This window comes from Nocardia brasiliensis ATCC 700358, assembly GCF_000250675.2.
GTDB classification, from domain to species: domain Bacteria; phylum Actinomycetota; class Actinomycetes; order Mycobacteriales; family Mycobacteriaceae; genus Nocardia; species Nocardia brasiliensis_B.
In genome coordinates, this window is sequence record NC_018681.1 from 7,427,291 (window position 1) to 7,442,640 (window position 15,350).

Annotated in this window: 13 protein-coding genes; 7 read left to right on the forward strand and 6 right to left on the reverse strand. The window is 68.4% G+C overall.

Going from position 1 to position 15,350, the window contains the following annotated elements:
- Nucleotides 1-30 precede the first annotated feature (30 nt).
- Nucleotides 31-1,173: a 3,5-dihydroxyphenylacetyl-CoA synthase DpgA gene (dpgA, locus tag O3I_RS32980; RefSeq protein ID WP_014987364.1), complete on the reverse strand. Its 1,143-nt coding sequence runs from the start codon at nucleotides 1,171-1,173 to the stop codon at nucleotides 31-33.
- 448 nt (nucleotides 1,174-1,621) lie between these two features.
- On the reverse strand, nucleotides 1,622-2,803 hold the full coding sequence (locus O3I_RS32985) for a cytochrome P450 (protein WP_014987365.1): 1,182 nt from the start codon (nucleotides 2,801-2,803) through the stop codon (nucleotides 1,622-1,624).
- A 95-nt stretch (nucleotides 2,804-2,898) separates the two neighbouring features.
- On the opposite strand from O3I_RS32985, the gene O3I_RS32990 reads away from it, so the two are divergent.
- The 7 genes from O3I_RS32990 to O3I_RS33020 all read left to right on the forward strand — a co-directional run bounded on the left by O3I_RS32990 (nucleotide 2,899) and on the right by O3I_RS33020 (nucleotide 11,251).
- Nucleotides 2,899-3,708, forward strand: coding sequence for an SAM-dependent methyltransferase (locus O3I_RS32990; RefSeq protein ID WP_014987366.1), 810 nt, complete (start codon nucleotides 2,899-2,901; stop codon nucleotides 3,706-3,708).
- Between the two features lie 126 nt (nucleotides 3,709-3,834).
- On the forward strand, nucleotides 3,835-4,755 hold the full coding sequence (locus tag O3I_RS32995; RefSeq protein WP_041563019.1) for an aldose 1-epimerase family protein: 921 nt from the start codon (nucleotides 3,835-3,837) through the stop codon (nucleotides 4,753-4,755).
- A gap of 126 nt (nucleotides 4,756-4,881) precedes the next feature.
- Complete coding sequence (locus tag O3I_RS33000) at nucleotides 4,882-6,033, forward strand: metallophosphoesterase (RefSeq protein ID WP_041563020.1); 1,152 nt, start codon at nucleotides 4,882-4,884, stop codon at nucleotides 6,031-6,033.
- 138 nt (nucleotides 6,034-6,171) lie between these two features.
- Nucleotides 6,172-7,266, forward strand: a complete 1,095-nt coding sequence (locus O3I_RS33005) for a BMP family lipoprotein (protein ID WP_014987369.1) — start codon at nucleotides 6,172-6,174, stop codon at nucleotides 7,264-7,266.
- 27 nt (nucleotides 7,267-7,293) lie between these two features.
- Nucleotides 7,294-8,805: an ABC transporter ATP-binding protein gene (locus tag O3I_RS33010; protein ID WP_014987370.1), complete on the forward strand. Its 1,512-nt coding sequence runs from the start codon at nucleotides 7,294-7,296 to the stop codon at nucleotides 8,803-8,805.
- Nucleotides 8,802-9,971: an ABC transporter permease gene (locus tag O3I_RS33015; RefSeq protein WP_014987371.1), complete on the forward strand. Its 1,170-nt coding sequence runs from the start codon at nucleotides 8,802-8,804 to the stop codon at nucleotides 9,969-9,971. The genes O3I_RS33010 and O3I_RS33015 overlap by 4 nt, the downstream gene beginning before the upstream one ends.
- Nucleotides 9,971-11,251 carry an ABC transporter permease gene (locus tag O3I_RS33020; RefSeq protein WP_051067054.1) on the forward strand — a complete coding sequence of 427 codons (1,281 nt, stop codon included), beginning with the start codon at nucleotides 9,971-9,973 and terminating at the stop codon, nucleotides 11,249-11,251. The genes O3I_RS33015 and O3I_RS33020 overlap by 1 nt, the downstream gene beginning before the upstream one ends.
- Here the strand turns inward: O3I_RS33020 and O3I_RS33025 are convergent, their stop codons facing one another.
- The 4 genes from O3I_RS33025 to O3I_RS45750 are packed head-to-tail and all read right to left on the reverse strand — an operon-like array spanning nucleotide 11,252 to nucleotide 15,004.
- Nucleotides 11,252-12,592 carry a hypothetical protein gene (locus O3I_RS33025; RefSeq protein ID WP_014987373.1) on the reverse strand — a complete coding sequence of 447 codons (1,341 nt, stop codon included), beginning with the start codon at nucleotides 12,590-12,592 and terminating at the stop codon, nucleotides 11,252-11,254. It abuts the gene before it with no gap.
- Nucleotides 12,589-12,987: a hypothetical protein gene (locus tag O3I_RS33030; protein WP_014987374.1), complete on the reverse strand. Its 399-nt coding sequence runs from the start codon at nucleotides 12,985-12,987 to the stop codon at nucleotides 12,589-12,591. Before O3I_RS33030 ends, O3I_RS33025 begins: the two co-directional genes overlap by 4 nt.
- The gene (locus O3I_RS33035; RefSeq protein ID WP_014987375.1) at nucleotides 12,984-13,172 is read right to left on the reverse strand and encodes a hypothetical protein; all 189 of its coding nucleotides are present in this window, start codon (nucleotides 13,170-13,172) and stop codon (nucleotides 12,984-12,986) included. Before O3I_RS33035 ends, O3I_RS33030 begins: the two co-directional genes overlap by 4 nt.
- Complete coding sequence (locus O3I_RS45750) at nucleotides 13,169-15,004, reverse strand: hypothetical protein (protein ID WP_014987376.1); 1,836 nt, start codon at nucleotides 15,002-15,004, stop codon at nucleotides 13,169-13,171. The genes O3I_RS33035 and O3I_RS45750 overlap by 4 nt, the downstream gene beginning before the upstream one ends.
- Between the last annotated feature and the right edge of the window lie 346 nt (nucleotides 15,005-15,350).

Here is a 15,350-nt window from a genome sequence, read left to right on the forward strand (position 1 = left end):
TGTCTAGGTAGGTTTCGAAAGTGAAGAGGATCAGAATCTGAGCAATGCGGTTTCGATCTGCGAACCGGGCCCCATGGTCATCAATATCCCGTAGTCGCCGGGACGGACCACCCGCTCGGCGAGCAGTCGCTGATAGGAAAACAAAAACGACCCGCTGGAAAGATTTCCGTAATCGCGCATGACACTGACGGTGTGCCGCACATCGTGCCCGGTGAGCCCGAGATTGATTTTCACAGCGTCGATGACCTTCTTGCCGCCGGCGTGCACGATCCAGTGCGCGATGTCCTTGCGCCGCAGTCCGTTCTCGAGGAGCAGGCGGTCGACGACGATCTCCACGTGCGCGCCGACCTCGTACGGGACTTCCTTGTCCAGGTAGAAGCTGAACTTGCCCGCGTCCTCGTCCCAGTCGTAGCGCATGGCGCCGACCGCGTGCGTGATCATGTAGCTGCGCTGGGCCAGCAGCGCGGGTGCGCGCTCGGCGGCCGGCGCGAACGATTCGGGCGCGAGATCCGTGCCGATCGCCAACGCCGCCGCACCGTCGCCGAACAGGCTGTTCACCACCGCGGTACGCAGTGTTCCGTCGAAAACATAGGCCGCCGAACACGTTTCCGAGCAGGCCAGCATCGCCAGCTCGCCCGGATGGGCCGCCGACCACGAGGCCGCGGCGGTCACCCCGTTCAAACCGGCATTGCAGCCCATGCCGACGACATCGAGGCGCGCGGTATGCGCCGAGAGCCCCAGCTCATTGATCAGCAGCGCGCTGAAGCCCGGCGTCAGGAAGCCGGTGGTGGTGACGGCCACCAGGTAGCCGATATCGCGCACGTCCCGGCCCAGCTCGCGCAGACAGGACCGGATCGCCTGAGCGGCCGCGTGCACGCCTTCCCTGCGGTGTTTGGCGAGCAGCTCACCCTGCGTTTCGACCCGGTAATTGCCGTCGGTGTCGCGGGGCGGCAACACCAGGTGCCGGGTTTCGATTCCGCCATTGAGAAATATGCCCCTGATTTTGGGGTCGGATATATTCAGCAGCTCGACCAGTTCGCGTTGGCTGTAGCGGGTGGACGGCGTTGCGGTCGCCACGCCCAACAATCGCGGATAGGACGGTTCAGCCGGAAATCCTACCCGGTCTGTTTTCGCATCGAACTCGTCGATGCAGTATTGTTCGAGTGCACTCATGAGTCGCGTCCGATCCGGCGGCAAAGGTGCACTTCAGTAGTAGAATTGAGCAGATTCGTCGCACATGTGATAGACATGCGTCTCCCCCAGAAAATTGCTGATTTCAGTCGCCAACAACGCGAGTTCGACGTTGTTTGACGCACCCCCGAGCATATTTTCGCTTCGACACGAGACTAGCAGCCCCCCTACGGCCCCGCAATAACAAAAGACGGTACTCGCTACCGCCTGGAAGTAGTGACACTTTCCCGTTGATACGTTGTGCCACAACAGGTTCCGGCCGGAAGTCGCGGCCGCCGGCGAACAGTGGCCCCGAGAATTGAGGGCATGCACCGTGGGCGAATATGCGTCGGATATCCCAATACCAAACCGGTCGCTTGATTGTTGAATAGCGGGCGACCGCGCCTCGGCTGCCCGCCGACCGCCCCGGCCAGCCCACCGAACGCGCTGGTCAGCGCGCCGTGACCGTGGTGGGCAGGGCCGCGAAACCGCGGTTGTTCGACGCGTGGATGCGGCGCACACCGTCCGGGTCGATCTCGTACTCCGCGATCTTGCCGACGATCTCGGTCAGCGCGACGCGCAGCTCGAGTTGTCCGAGGTTGGCGCCGAGGCAGTGATGCCTGCCGCTGCCGAACACCAGGGCAGCACCGGTGTCGCGGTCCAGGTCGAACACGTCCGGCTCGGCGAAGACCGCGGGATCCCGGTTGGCCGACCCGGTCAGCAGCAGCATCCGCGCACCCGCGGGCACCGTCGTCCCGTGCAACTCGAACTCCTCGGTCGCGGTGCGCAGCGCGGTCTGGGTGGCCGGGTCGTATCGCATGCCCTCGGCGATCCAGTCGTCGATGCGCCCGTCGAAGGCCTTGCGCCGCTGGTCCGGATGCCGCCAGGCGGCATGCCAGAGGTTGCCGAGGGTGAGCATGGTGGTCTCGATGCCCGCGCCGACCAGCAGGATCAGCACGCCCACGATCTCTTCCGGGGTGAGCCGGTCGGTGCCATCGGCCGCGTCGAGCAGCCCGGAGAGCAGATCGTCGCGCCGATCCTTGCTGCGCTCGATGGTCAGCTCGGTGTAGTAGCCGATGAGGGCGCCGATCGCCTGGATCGCCTCGGGCCGCAGGTCGGTCGACTCCTCGTCGGAGTACATGATCTCCATGCCGAGCTTGCGGATCATCTCGCGGTCGCGCTCGGGCACACCGACCAGTTCGGAGACCACGTCCGTCGGATAGGGGCCGGCGAATTCGGTCATCAGATCGAATTCGCCGCGCTCGAGCAGGGGCTCCAGCAGTCCACGAGCGATCTCCCGCAACCGCGGTTCCAGCGCCTGCACCCGGCGCTGGGTGAACGCCCGCACCACGAGTCCGCGCATGCGGGTGTGCCGCGGCGGGTCCATCGCGACGAAGGAGAACATCTGCTCGGCCTGCGGCCCCCAGAACGCCGGCTCCATCCGAATCGAGCCGTTGGCGCTCGAGAAACGGTCCGAATCCCGTAGCGCGGCAAGAATATCCGCATGCCGCGAGAGCGCCCAGAAGTCGTCGGTCTCGTTCCGGTAGACCGGGGCCTCGGCGCGCAGCCTGGCATAGGCCGGGTACGGGTCCTCGTGCACGGCGAAGTCGTACGGGCTGTAGTGCAGTGGCATGATGGACCCTCCCGGGGCGGCGCGACGTCACCCTCGCTACTGGTTCGCAACTCGAGCTGACATGATGACCATAGTCGAGATGAATTGAGGGCGTTGTGGACTCGGAATCGTCAGCGGCGAGAATCGACGTCTCGAAGCCGCACCCGGCGCGCCGGTACGATTACTGGCTCGGCGGCAAGGACAATTTCCCCGCCGACCGGGAGTCCGCCGATATGGTCGCGCAGGCTTTTCCCACCATCCGGCTGGCCGCGCTGGAGAACCGCAACTTCCTGCGCCGCGCCGTCGGTTACCTGGCCGATACCGGCGTGCGCCAGTTCCTCGACATCGGCGCCGGCCTGCCCACGGCGGGCAATGTGCACGAGATCGCTCAGGGCATCGCGCCCGAGTCGCGCATCGTCTACGTGGACAACGACCCGATCGTGCTGGTGCACGCCCGCGCGCTGTTGAACAGCTCGCCGGAGGGCGCGACCGCCTACCTCGACGCCGACATCCGCGACCCCGACCGCATCCTCGGCCACCCGGACCTGCTCCGGGTGCTGGACCTGGAGCAGCCGGTGGCCTTGATGCTGGTGGCCATCATGCACTTTCTGACCGACGACGACGGCCCCTACGAACTGGTCCGCAAGCTGTGCGACGCACTGCCCTCCGGTAGTTACCTGGTGATGTCGCACGCGACCAGCGACCACCTCTCCCCCGACGAACTCGCTGAGAACAACGCCGCCAACAAGCGCAGCGGTGTCCCGTTCCGGTTGCGCACCAGCGAGGAGTTCGCCCGCTTCTTCACCGACCTCGAACTCGTCCCGCCGGGCATCGCGTCGGTGACCGCGTGGCGGCCCGAGGAGTATCGGCCGCACCCGCGAGCCGAGGCGGTCTCCATGCTCAGCGCGGTCGCCCGCATCCCCTGACCGGGTCGGCGCGCGTCGGGCGTGGCACCGAACTTCGTTGTGCGATGGGCATTCCCGAACACCGCGCCCTACTGAACAACCGACCAGGTGCGGGCGGCCACGGGGCCGAGCGGTACCGTCCTCCCCATGACTCCGCCACCGTCCGGACAGCAGTTCTCTATCGGCCACGGGGAGCAACGGGCGGTGATCGTCGAGGTCGGCGGCGGGATCAGGGAGTACCGCGTCGGTGACCGCGATGTGCTCGAGCCCTATGCCGTCACGGCGATGTCGGACGGCGGCCGCGGTGCCGCGCTGATCCCCTGGCCGAATCGGCTGGCCGACGGCAGGTACCGGTTCGACGGCGTCGACCACCAGCTCGCCCTGTCCGAACCCGGCAAACAGAACGCCATCCACGGGCTGCTGCGCTGGCGGCCGTGGCGCGCGACCGAGCACGAGCAGGACGAAGTCACCATGCGCGCCACCTTGCACCCGAGCAAGGGCTACCCGTTCCAGCTCGAAGTCGCCATCCGCTACGCGCTGTCCGACCAGGGCCTGACGGTGACCACCACGGCGAGCAATCTGGGGGACACGCCCGCGCCGTACGGCTGCGGCCACCACCCCTACCTCTCGCCGGGCACCGGCCCGATCGACGCGGCGACATTGCGCTTCGAGGCCGGGACCCGAATCGTCAGCGACCCGGACCGGCAATTGCCCGTCGGCACCGAACCTGTCCGCGGCACCGCGTTCGATTTCGCCACTCCGCAGCCGCTCGGCAGCGTGGCGATCGACCACCCGTTCACCGATCTGATCCGGGACGAGAACGGCTGCGCCTGGGTTCGATTGCAGGGCGCCGACGGGGCGGTCGCCGAGCTGTGGGTCGACGACTCCTACCCGGTGATCCAGCTGTTCACCGGCGACACGCTGCCCGCACCGCGGCGGCGGACCGGCCTGGCCGCGGAGCCGATGACGTGTCCGCCCAACGCCTTTCAGAGCGGCGACCGGCTGATCCGGCTGGCCCCCGGTGACACCGTCGCGACCAGATGGGGCGCACGGCTGACCCGTCCCTGACCCCGGCCCTGCTCGCCGCGCGAATTCTGCTGTGGACGAACGCGCGTCGAACGCACCGTCCGCGCCGGGTAATCTCGACGGAGCCCGCGCCGGGCGGAGGGACCGTGCGCAACCGCGCCCCCGAGGATGGTCTCTGTGAAGTACGTGCCCCGCGTCGCCCTGTTCCTGGCGATCCCCGCAGTGCTGTTCCTGCTGCCCTGGTGGACGCTGGTCGCCGCGCCGACCACGGGCGCGGGGCCGCTGTTCTGGCTGGGCACCGCGCTGTTCGCGCTCGGTTTCGCGGTGCTGCCCGCGGCGATGTTCCTCGGGCACGGCCCCGCGCAGTCGGATGCCGCGTCGATCGTGGGCGACACCCTGCTCGGCGTCATGTGGGTGGTGTTCAGCTGGTCGGTGCTCGGCAATGTCGCGGGTCTGGCGCTGGCGGCCGGCGGGATGTCCGATCCGGCGCGCTCGCGCGTCGTCGCGGCCGGCGTGTTCGTGATCGCGACCGCGCTGGTGGCGTGGGGCGTGTTCGAGGCGCGGCGGGTGCCGCGGGTGCGCACGGTCGAGGTGCCGATTCGCGGTCTCGGTGCCGGGCTCGACGGATTGCGCCTCGTGGTCGTCACCGACACCCATTTCGCCGCGCTCGACCGGCTGCGCTGGTCGGAAAAAGTGGTCGACGTCGTCAACGCGCAGCGACCCGATATCGCCTGCCATGCGGGGGATCTCGCGGACGGATCGGTGGCGAAGCGGCACCCGCAGGTCGATCCGCTCGGCAAGGTCGACGCGCCGCTGGGCCGGTTCTACATCACCGGCAATCACGAGTACTTCGGCGACGCGCAGGGCTGGCTCGAGCACATGACCTCGATCGGCTGGCAGCCGCTGCACAACCAGCACGAGACGGTGACCCGCGGCGGTGACCGGCTGGTGATCGCGGGCATCGACGATCCGACCGGTGTCGGCCTGCCCGGTCACGGCCCCGATCTGCGCACCGCACTGGCCGGCGCGGACCGGTCGGTGCCGGTGGTGCTGCTCGCCCATCAGCCCAAGCAGATCACCGACACCGCGGCGGCCGGGATCGATCTGCAGATCTCCGGCCACACCCACGGCGGTCAGATCTGGCCGTTCCACTACCTGGTCCGGCTCGATCAGCCGGTGGTGGCCGGCCTCAGCAGGCACGGCGCGAACACCCAGCTCTACACCAGTCGCGGCACCGGATTCTGGGGTCCGCAGCTGCGCGTCTTCGCCCCCAGCGAGATCACCGTCCTGGTGCTGCGCACCGCCGCGGCGACCGGGTAGCCGCGCGGGGCGCTGCCGCCGCGAAGGTCGGCGAAACCGCGCCAAGATCGGTTTCGCGGCCTAAACTCCTCCCACCACTGCAGTCCTCGGCAGGATCGGTGAGTTGGGTTGCGGGGTATCGCGTTTCAGGAGGCAAAAATGGGCAGGTTGCTACGCACCCTCACCGCCGCCGGTGTGCTCGTGCTGACCGTCGCGGCGTGCGGTAGTCCGCCCGCTGAACAGGACAAAGCCGGTGAACCGGGCGCCAAGGACTTCAAGGCGTGCATGGTCTCGGACTCCGGCAAGTTCGACGACAAGTCGTTCAACCAGACCTCCTTCAAGGGCGTCACCGACGCCGTCGCCGCGCTCGGCATCTCGAAGGCTCAGCTGGAATCCAAGTCCGACAACGACTACCCGACCAACATCAACACGATGGTCCGGCAGAAGTGCAACATCATCGTCACCATCGGCTTCAAACAGGGCGACGCGACCTACGCCGCCGCGAAGGCCAATCCGGACATCGACTTCGCGATCGTGGACTACGCCTACACCGATACGCAGAAGAACCCGCCGCTGCCGAACCTGCAGGGGCTGACCTTCAACTCCGCCCAACCGTCTTTCCTGGCCGGCTATCTGGCCGCGGCGCAGACCAAGACCGGCAAGGTCGGCACGTTCGGCGGCATCAACATCCCCACCGTGGCGATCTTCATGGACGGCTTCGCCGAGGGCATCGCGCACTACAACAAGGTGAAGAACAAGCAGGTGCAGTTGCTCGGCTGGGACGAGGCCACGCAGCAGGGCGTGATCACCAACGACTTCCAGGACAAGAACATCGGCAAGACCAAGGCCAACGATCTGATCAGCCAGGGCGCCGACATCGTGCTGCCGGTGGCCGGTCCGGCGGGGCTGGGCGCGCTGGAAGCCGCGCATTCCTCGGGCGGCAAGGTCCTTGCGATCTGGGTCGACACCGACGGCTGCGTCAGCGCCGCCGAGTACTGCTCGTCGCTGCTCACCAGCGTCGAGAAGGCGATGGACGTCGCGGTGCAGAAGGCGATCACCGACGCCTTCCACCAGCAGTTCAGCAACCAGGCCTATGTCGGCACGCTGGCCAACAAGGGCGTCAGCCTGGCCCCGTACCACGAGTTCGACGCCGTCGTACCCGCCGAGCTGAAGAGCGAGATCACCGCGCTGGCCGCCGATATCGCGAGCGGGAAGATCACGTTGACCTCGAAGGCCCAGCCCGCAGCCAAGTGAGCCGCGGCCGTCACCACGGGGAGCGATATGCGGCTCGAATTACGCGGTCTCACCAAGCGATTCGGTTCTTTGCTGGCCAACGACCACATCGACCTGGTGGTCGAACCGGGCGAAATCCATTGCCTGCTCGGCGAGAACGGGGCGGGCAAGAGCACGTTGATGAACATGCTCTACGGCCTGCTGCAACCGGACGAGGGTGAGATCCTGCTGGACGGCAAGGCCGTGACCTGCCTGTCCCCCAGCGACGCGATCGCTGCCGGAATCGGCATGGTGCACCAGCATTTCATGCTCGTTCCGGTGTTCACCGTCGCGGAGAACATCATCCTGGGCCGCGAGCCGACCAAGGGGTTCGCGGTACTCGATCGCGCGGCCGCGCGACGGCAGGTGCGCGAATTGTCCGAGCGGTACGGGTTTCCGGTGCGCCCGGACGCGCTGGTCGCCGATCTCTCGGTCGGTGAGCAGCAGCGGGTGGAGATCCTGAAGGCATTGGCCAACAACGTCGAAGTGCTGATCCTCGACGAGCCGACCGCCGTGCTCACCCCGCAGGAGATCGACGAACTGATCGAGGTGCTGCGGGCCATCGCGGCGAACGGCACCTCGATCATCTTCATCACGCACAAGCTGAAGGAAGTCACCAGGATCGCCGACCGGATCACCGTCATCCGCCGCGGCAAGGTGGTCGGCACCGTCGAACCCGATACCGCCGAAACGGATCTCGCGGAACTGATGGTCGGCCGGTCGGTCGAGCTGGTGGTCGCCAAGACACCGGCCGCGCCGACCGGACCCACCCTGGTCGTCGACGGGCTGACCGTGGTCGACGCGGCCGGCGCCGTCGTCGTGGACGACGTGTCGTTCCGGGTCGACGGCGGCGAGATCGTCGGCATCGCGGGCGTGGTCGGCAACGGCCAGTCCGAGTTGGTCGGCGCGCTGCTCGGGCTGCGGACACCGGTGGCGGGCACCGTGGCCGTCGGCGGCTGGCAAGTGGTGAGCCGCTCGCCGCGTCAGCACCTGGAGGCCGGGATCGGCTATGTGCCGGAGGATCGTTCGCACGACGGCATCATCGGCACGTTCAGCGTCGCCGAGAATCTGGTGCTCGATCTGATCGACCGCCCGGAGTTCTCCCGGCACGGCGTGCTCTCCCCGGCCGCGGTGAAACGCAATGCCGCCCAACGGATCGCGGAGTTCGACATCCGCACCGGGTCGATCGCCGACCCGGTGCGCACGCTGTCCGGCGGCAATCAGCAGAAGGTGGTGCTGGCCCGGGAACTGTCGCGGCCGCTCGAGGTGCTGATCGCCGGGCAACCGACTCGTGGCCTGGATGTCGGGTCGATCGAGTTCGTGCACAAACGCATTGTCCGCGAACGGGATCAGGGCACCGCGGTGCTGATCGTCTCCACCGAGCTGGACGAGATCTACGCGTTGTCGGACCGCATCATCGTCATGTATCGGGGCCGCATCGTCGGCATCGCCGGCCCCGACACCCCGCGCGATCGGCTCGGCCTGATGATGGCGGGCGTTGCGCCGGAGGAGGACGCATGACCGGGACGACGCGCGGCGATTCGACCAACGGCCGACCGGCGGGCCGGGCCTGGGTACGCGAGACCGTCGTCAGCGCACTGGCGCTGGTGCTCGCGCTGGCCGTCGGCGCGGTGCTGATCATCGTCAGCGACCCGAATGTGACCGCGGCACTGGGCTATTTCTTCGCGCGGCCGCTGGACACCGTGTCCGCGGCGGGCACCGCGGTCGGCGAGGCGTACCGGGCGCTGTTCCTCGGGGCCTTCGGCGGTAAGCACCAGATCGCCGAAACCCTGGTCGCCGCAACGCCGTTGATCTGCACCGGACTGGCGGTCACGCTGGCGTTCCGGACGGGACTGTTCAATATCGGCGCGCAGGGTCAGCTCATCGCCGGGGCGCTCTGCGCGGGCTGGGTCGGCTTCGCGCTGCACCTGCCGCCGGTGCTGCACGTGGTGGTCGCCTTGCTGGCGGGTGTCGCGGGCGGCGCGCTGTGGGGCGGCCTCGCCGGACTGCTGAAGGCCCGCACCGGCGCGCACGAGGTGATCACCACGATCATGGGCAACTACGTCGCGCTGTACGCGCTCACCTGGTTGCTCACCACCTCGACGTTGCAGCGCCCGGGGCGCAACGAGCCGATCAGCCCGGTGGTCGACGAGACCGCGCAGCTGCCCCGGTTCGGCGATACCCGGTTGCATCTCGGTCTGCTCGTGGCGCTCGGCGCGGCCGGACTCGTCTGGTGGCTGCTGTCCCGATCGACGCTCGGCTTCCGGTTGCGCGCCGTCGGCGCCAATCCCGACGCCGCGCGCACCGCGGGGATGAGCGTCGGCAAGGCCTACGGGCTGGCGATGCTCATCGCCGGCGGCCTCGCCGGACTGGCCGGGGCGCAGCAGGTACTCGGCACCGCGCTGCCGCTGACCAACGGCATCGCCGGATCGTTCGGCTTCGACGGCATCACCGTCGCGCTGCTCGGGCGCGGCAGCCCGATCGGCACCGTCTACGCCGCACTGCTGTTCGGTGCGCTCAACGCGGGCGGCAACGAGATGCAGGCCGCGACCGGCACCCCGCTCACCCTGGTCACCGTGTTGCAGGCGGTGATCGTCGTGCTGGTCGCGGCGCCCGCGGTGGTGCGCACGGTGTTCCGGATCAAGGCCGAACGGGCGGACGCCGTCCTCGCGAAAGGGTGGAACTGATGGTGACGACCACATCCGAGGCCACCGCTCGTCCGCTGGAATCACCCGAGAAGCGGAACCGGCGGCTACGGCTCGGGATCCTGCTGCTGATCCTGGCGCTCACCGCGGTGGCGCTGGCGCTCTACACCCGCTCCGGCATCGTCGACTTCCGTTTGGCCGCACCGGATGCCGCCGGACCGTCGGATATCGACGTACCCGCCAAACCGACGGCCCTGGTGCTGTCGGTGCTCGCGCTCGGCATCGCGATCGCCCACCTGTGGCGGGGGCTGTCCGGGCGCTGGGCGGCCCTGCTGTTCACCGTCTTCGGCTTCGCGTTCGTGGTGACGTTCGTCTGCTGGGCGGCCTCGGGCAAGATCTTTCCGCTCACCAATCAGATCCAGGGCACGCTGGCGCTGTCCACCCCGCTGATCCTCGGCGCGCTGGCCGGCGTGCTCTGCGAACGCGCGGGCGTCATCAACATCGCCATCGAAGGCCAACTCCTGGCAGGCGCGTTCGCGGCGGCGCTCATCGCAACTGTCAGCGGCAGTTTCGTGGTCGGCGCGGTGGCGGCGATACTCGCCGGGGTGTTCGTCGCGTGGCTGCTCGCGGTGTTCTCGATCCGCTACCTGGTCAACCAGATCGTGCTCGGCGTCGTGCTGGTGGTGTTCGCCACCGGCATCACCGGCTTCCTGTTCGATCAGCTCGGCGACCTGTCGAACGGGCCGGCGCGGTTCAACAACCCGGGCACGTTGCAGCCCATCGAGATTCCGGTGCTGTCCTCGATTCCGATCATCGGCCCGACCGTCTTCGATCAGACCGCGCTGGTGTACGCGATGGTCGTCGCGGTCGTGCTGATCGGCTACGTGCTGTATCGGACCCGCTGGGGTCTGCGGGTGCGGGCGGTCGGCGAACACCCGCGCGCCGCGGCGACGGTGGGCATCAAGGTGCTGCGCGTCCGGTATCAGGCCGTGCTGCTCGCGGGCGCGGTGGCGGGGCTCGGCGGCGCCTACTTCACCATCGGCTCCACCGGCGGTTTCACCAAGGAGATGACCGCGGGCAACGGCTTCATCGCGCTCGCCGCGGTGATCATGGGCCGCTGGCATCCGCTCGGCGCGACCTGTGCCGCACTGTTTTTCGGCTTCACCAAGGCGTTGCAGGGCCAGTTGCAGGTGCTGGCGACGCCCATCCCGACCGAGGTGTTGCAGATGACGCCGTATCTGCTGACAGTGATCGCCGTGGCGGGCGCGGTCGGCCAGGTGCGGCCGCCGAAGGCCGGCGGCGAGCCCTATGTGCCGGGCTGATCATCCGCCGAACAGCAGGTACAGCCCGGTGAAGGTGAAGCCGACCATGGTCAGCATGAGCGCGAGCTGACCGGTGGCGCGCTGCGCCGGGGGCAGCACCCGCAGGCAGCGATCGTGCGCGGCGGTCACTCCGAGCACGTGCCCGGCGAGCACGGCGAGCACCTTCACCCCGGCCAACGCGGCGGGATGTGCGGACAGCAGGTAGACCACCCGGTGGTGCCCGAGACCGGCGATATCCCAGCCGCGCTGGAACGGATCCGCGAACAGCAAGGCCGTCGCCTGACCTTTCTCGACGAGAAAGGTCAGGTAGTGCGCGACGATATAACCGGCGACGATCGGCGTGATGCTGTGCACGAGCAGGCCGGGCAGCGGTGCGCGCTCGGCCCGGGACAAGCCGCCGGTGGCGCAGGCGGCGCCGGCGAACAGCAGGCCCACCACGGCGATGACGATCAGCAGGCCACCGGTGCGGACCAGCGTCGCGGCGAAAACCGAAGCGCCGCCGAGCGTATCGACCAGATCGCGCCAGCCGGGCAACGCGGAAAGGCTGTCGAACGCGGTGGAGCCGAGCAGGGTCGCCGCAAGCGCCACCGACCCGGGCCGCACCGGCGTGCCCGCCAGATTGTGCAACGGCCACCGCAGCACCGGCGCACCCGTCGCGGACCTGCGGCCGAGCGGGCTGAGCCGGGCGAGCAGGCTGCTGTACACCTCGAACGGATCCCCGCGTGCGGCCCAGGTCGTACCGAACACCACCAGCCCGGCCATGGTGAGCACGACATAGCCGAGCAGCCACCAGCCCACTGCGGCAACCGAACCCGGTGCGGGGGACGCCAGCTCCAGCCAGACGAACGCGAACAACCCGAGCACCGCCGGTCGGTACCCCCACGCCTCCGGATAGGCGCGGAAACCCGATCCGGGATCGCGGCCCAGCACGGCGCAGCCGAACCGATGCACCGCTCGCATCGGGGACACGATCCGCCAGACCGGACCGAACACCAGCGATGCGAGCATCACCCCGACCCACACGTATATATAGAGCACCCCCGGCACCGGATTGTCCTGCGGCGACGAGGAACCGAACACCGCCACCAGCGCGACCAGCACGGCGGCCAGGACGCTCACCACGGCGATCACGACCCGGACCGGCCGCGCGTCGAGCACCGTGCGCACGGGCGCGGGCAACAGCAGGCCGGGCACGTCCGGGTCCAGCCGGGGTCGGCGCCAGGCGACGAGCAGGATCGCGAACGAGAAGGTCAGGGCCCACGCAGCCCCGATCAGGGCGTAGGTCAACGGAATCGGCAGATCCGCCGCGCCGTTCAGCCCGTGCGCCAGCGACCCGGTCACTGCCTGATCAACAAGGTGGTGATGGTCTTACCGGCCCGGTGCAGTTCGATGTCCACGCGGCCGGGCACCGTGACGATGAAGCGGAACTCCTGCCCGGCCCGTGCCTCGACCGGGAAGGTCTGACTCGGTTCCGAGTGCACATGCAGTTCGTCGGCGGCGTCGCTGTCGAGTGCGATGACGATCGGTTGAAACAGCCTGGCCTCGGTTCTGGTGTTCGTCGGCGTCACCGTTGCGCCCGCGATGCGGACGGCGATCCGCACCTCCGCGGGACGGTCGATCGAGATGCTCGCGGCGGTGCGCTCGGCGGGCGACTCGGCGGTCACCCCGCACCCCGTCACCATCGCGACCACGGCGGCGATCACCGCCAGTCCGCTGCCTCGGCCTGTGTGCTTCACGGGTTCTCCTCTCTGCGAGGCGGTTCCGCGGTCTCCCCGGTGGCGCGCCGCCCCTCGCGCCGCTCGGCCCGGCGATCACGCGCCGCGATCACCAGGATCACGCCGACCACCGCGAGCGCGGGCACGAACGCCGGAATCGCCAGCAGCATCGAATGACCGGCCAGCACTGTGCCGTCCGGGTTCATCGCCGGACCGCCTGCGGTGCGCGGACGTCGCTGCGGTAGGCGAGGTTGATCCGGGCCGCGCCCCACGACAGCGCGCCGATCACGAGCAGCGAGCAGACCAGCACGACCAGCGAGGCGGCCGCGAGCAGCCAGGCCGGGTGATCGAACGAACGCTCCCGCTGCAGCACGGTGATCTCGGCGACGAACGGGCGGGTGAACTCGTCCTGGGCGGGCACGCCCGGCGCGTCGATGCCGCGGTCGTCCGGCATATAGATCGGCAGGGCCGCCAGCATCCGGCCGTCGTGCACCCGTAGCACCGTCTTCCAGTTGCCATATGCCGGAACGGGTCTGGTGCTGATGTAATGCCCGGGTTCGACCAGCCGCAATTGGTCGACGACGAGCCCGCGGCCCGGGCTGTCCGGGCCGACGCCGCCCTGCCAGGCGAGCACCTGCACCCATTCGGGATCGTCGCCGACCACGTCCGTCGGTGTCAGGGTGAGATCGAGGGTGACCATCCGCCCGCCGCGCACCGGGTCGGCGTCCTGTACCCGGACAGTCGCGGTGGCCTGCTCCGGCACCTCGGTGCGCAGCCCGTTCGCGGTGGCGAGGCCGGCGATCAGGACGGCGAGCACCACGATCGAGCGCCGCACCGCGGGTCTCGGTATCGGCTCGCCGCAGAGCACGAGACCGAACAGTGCGCCGAGTACGCCACCCGCGACGCCCACCGGCGCCGACATCAGCAGCAGTTCCGGCCACATGCTCGCGGGCCAGCTGTTGACGAATGCGCGCTGGATCCACAGTGATTCGAGCCAGAGCCCGGCGGTGGCGGCGGCCAGCCCGGTGAGCGCGCCCCACCACAGCGGCCTGCCGGACAGCGGTAGCAACGCCATCAGCTCCACCACCACGGCGATGCCGAGGTAGAGCGGGAAGATGTTGTGCGGTTCGCCGAGCACCGGGCCCACCAGCATGGCGACGAGGCTGCGGACCACGAGGGCGAACACCACCGCGACCAAGGCACTGCCGCGGCCGAGGGTGTAGCGCGCGCCCACCAGGGCCACCGTCCCCGCCGCCGTGATCAGCATCGGCTGGAAGACGAAGCGGAACTGCTCGACGCCGAAGTCGAATTCGACCTGATACACCGACAACCCGATCAGCAGCCCGCCGAAGGCGAACACCCGCCCGAGCCAGAGCCAGCGCCCGTCCACCCGCTCGGGATCCGGCCGGTCCAGCCTGCCTTCGAATTCCAGCAGCAGCACCGCCACCAGGGACAGCCCGGCGCCGCCGATCAGCATGAGATGGGTTGGGCCCCACAGCGTGACGTCTTGGCCGAACAACCGGTGCCAGACGTCGTCGAGCGGAAAGCCGATCAGCGCGTACAGCCCGACCGCGGCCATCAGCACCCCGCCCACCGGCGCGTACCAGGTGCGGGTGATCCGGATGGCGGCCGGGCCCGGCTTCTCGTCGAGCGGCAGGACCACGGCCGTCATCCCCGCGATGAACAAGAAGAACAGCCCGATAAGGATGAAGTAGTGCGCCGGATTCGCCAGCGGCCCTTCGTCTCTGCCCTTGCCGACGTGCAGGCTGACGTCCCAGATGAAGCCGACCAGCGCGGTGAGAATGGTGGTGAGGAACAGCGTGAGCGGTAACGCGACCCAGCCCGGGCGATTGCTGTACGCGCCGAGCCAGTCCGCGCTCGCCTGCAACCAGGTGATGCGCCGGGTCCGATGCAGATACGCCACGACGAACAGACCCGCGGCGACCACCAGTGCGGCACCGGTCAGCAGCGCGACCTGATCCAGTGCGGCACCGCCACCTTCGGAACCCCGTGCGGACACCGCGAACTCAGGCCTCATCGCGCACACTCTCTCTGTAACTCGAAGTCTCTGTAAACGCTAATGCCCAGGACCGGCCGAGATATGCGGATGATCATGCGCGAGTTACAGATCTGGGATCACTCACAGCTATCCGCCATTCCGCGCTGGGGCAGTTCCCAACCGGGGCACGCAGATCCGCATCGCCGCCCTGCCGAAAGTCGAGTTCGACGCACCGGGTACTCTCCGGCAGCAAGTTTTCAGCAGCCGTAAATTCGGACAAAACGGACTTAAAAACTAAACAGGACAAATCTGAACAAGCGGTGACACGTCACCAACCGGGGCACGAACACGTACTGTCGTGTTGCCATCGATTTACCGTTCGATG